1 protein-coding gene is annotated in these 2,784 nt (G+C 64.6%); it reads right to left on the reverse strand.

Annotated elements, in window-relative coordinates; all coding sequences use genetic code 11:
- Window positions 1-131 precede the first annotated feature (131 nt).
- A complete protein-coding gene (katG, locus tag NFV80_RS01290; protein ID WP_296757575.1) occupies window positions 132-2,324 on the reverse strand; it encodes a catalase/peroxidase HPI in 2,193 nt (730 codons plus the stop codon).
- Between the last annotated feature and the right edge of the window lie 460 nt (window positions 2,325-2,784).

Below are 2,784 nucleotides of genomic sequence, written 5' to 3' on the forward strand. Positions count from 1 at the left end.
CTGCCAGCATAGCTGGCAGGCCGTCCTGTTGACCGACTGGTCAGGCATGGCCACCCAAAGAGTGAAAACATGGCGAACCGCCAATTGCCCAAACTCGAGAAGCGCATTCAAGATTCGCGGCCTTGCATGGCTCAGAGATCGAAGCGGTCGAGGTTCATCACCTTGGTCCAGGCGGCAACGAAGTCGCGGACGAACTTCGCCTGCGCGTCCTGCTGTGCGTACACCTCGGCCAGCGCGCGCAACTGCGAGTTGGACCCAAAGATCAGGTCGACCCGCGTGCCCGTCCATCTGACCTCGCCGGTCGCCCGGTCGCGGCCGACGAAGCGGCCCGGTGAATCGGCGTCGGCAGCCCAGACCGTGCGCATGTCGAGCAGGTTGACGAAGAAGTCGTTGGTCAACGCTTGCGGGCGTTTGGTGAACACGCCGTCCGGCGAGTCGCCGGCGTTCGCTCCGAGCACGCGCAGGCCGCCGACGAGCACGGTCATTTCGGGCGCGCTGAGGGTCAGCAACTGCGCCCTGTCGACGAGCAGTTCTTCGGCCGCCACCGAGTACGCGTGCTGCTGATAGTTGCGGAAACCCTCGGCACGAGGCTCGAGCACGGCGAACGACTCGACGTCGGTTTGTTCCTGCGAGGCATCGGTCCTTCCCGGCGCGAAGGGCACTTCGATCGCCGAGCCGGCCGCCTTCGCCGCCGCTTCAACTGCCGCACAGCCGCCGAGCACGATCAGGTCGGCGAGCGAGACCTTCTTGCCGCCGGTCTGCGAACCGTTGAACTCCTGCTGAATGCCTTCGAGGACGCTCAGCACTTTCGCCAGCCGAGGCGGTTGATTGACCTGCCAGTCACGTTGCGGTGCGAGGCGAATCCTCGCACCGTTCGCGCCACCGCGCTTGTCGGAGCCACGGAACGTCGACGCGGAAGCCCACGCCGTCGATACCAGTTCGGCGATCGACAGCCCGGCGCCGAGAATTGTCGCCTTGAGATCGGCGATCTCCCTGGCATCGATCGGCGGGTGGTCGACCGGGGGAACCGGGTCCTGCCAGATCAGGTCTTCGGCCGGAACTTCGGGGCCCAGGTAACGGACCTTCGGACCCATGTCGCGATGCGTCAGCTTGAACCAGGCGCGTGCAAACGCGTCGGCGAAAGCCTGCGGATCCTCGTGGAAGCGGCGCGCGATCGGCTCGTAGATCGGGTCGAAGCGCAGCGACAGATCGGCCGTGGTCATCATCGGCGGGTGCTTCTTGCCTGGATGGTGAGCGTCGGGGATCATGTGTTCGGGCTTGACGTCCCTGGCCACCCACTGCTGCGCGCCGGCCGGGCTCCTGACGAGTTCCCATTCGTAACCGAACAAGATGGCAAAGTAGCCGTTGTCCCATTTCGTCGGGTTGGGCTTCCAGGCGCCTTCGATACCGCTGGTCGTGGTGTGCGCGCCCTTGCCCGAAGCGAAGCGGTTGATCCAGCCGAGACCTTGCGCTTCGATCGGCGCACCTTCGGGTTCGCGTCCGACGAGCGCGGGATCGCCTGCGCCGTGCGCCTTGCCGAAAGTGTGACCGCCGGCGACGAGCGCGACGGTTTCCTCGTCGTTCATCGCCATGCGCGCGAAGGTTTCACGCACGTCACGGCCCGACGCGACCGGGTCGGCAACACCGTTCGGCCCTTCCGGGTTCACGTAGATCAGCCCCATCTGCACCGCTGCCAGAGGAACTTCGAGTTCGCGGTCGCCCGTGTAGCGCTGGTCGCCGAGCCACTGGTCTTCGCGGCCCCAGTAGATGTCCTCCTCGGGCTGCCAGATATCGACCCGGCCACCGCCAAAACCGAAGGTTCTGAAGCCCATCGATTCGAGCGCACAATTGCCGGCGAGGATCATCAGGTCGGCCCAGGAAATCTGGTTTCCGTACTTCTGCTTGATCGGCCAGAGCAGCCGCCGCGCCTTGTCCAGGTTGGCGTTGTCCGGCCAGCTATTGACCGGAGCGAAGCGCTGGTTGCCGGTCCCGCCGCCGCCGCGCCCGTCGGCGGTGCGGTACGTGCCTGCGCTGTGCCATGCCATGCGGATGAACAGCCCGCCGTAATGGCCCCAGTCGGCGGGCCACCAATCCTGCGAATCGGTCATCAGCGCGTGAAGGTCCTTTTTCAACGCGGCGAAATCGAGCTTGCCGAAGGCCTCGGCGTAGTCGAAGTCCGGGTCCATCGGGTTCGCTGCCGGCGCGTGTTGATGGAGGATGTCCAGGTTCAGCTGGCTGGGCCACCAGTCGCGATTGGACTGGACTCCAGCCGTGGTACGGGCACCTTGGCCAATGGAAAATGGGCACTTTGCTTCGGTCGACATGGCTATCTCCTTCCACGGGATACGATCGACGACCTCGCCGATCATCTCTTCCTGATGGTAGGTTCCGCGTGCCCGAGAATCCAATTTTTTCTGGCAATGACCTTGATAGTCTCGGTCAATGGCCCTGACGGGCATGATTTCGAATACACCACGAAGCATCAAACCCGTCGCACCGGCGCAGGAACCTCACCCCCGACTCCGATCCGGGGCTGGTGCCCAGACGCTACCGCGCTGGATTCCTGCCTGCGCCGGAATGACGGCGTTCGGGCGGCCCCTTGTTTCACATCAACCGGGGGCTTGCGCTGCAGCCACCTGCGGCAACTTGCGCCGGTCGCCGCGGGGATTCATCATCTGCCGGGTCGAATCCTTGCGCACGATGGCGTGCCCAGACACTACGGCGACAGACTGAAGCGCGACACGAACTTCCAGATTTCCGTGTTGGCGTCGATCACTGTCGTCG

The organism is Accumulibacter sp. (genome assembly GCF_023806565.1).
In the GTDB taxonomy this organism is placed as follows: Bacteria; Pseudomonadota; Gammaproteobacteria; order Burkholderiales; family Rhodocyclaceae; genus Accumulibacter.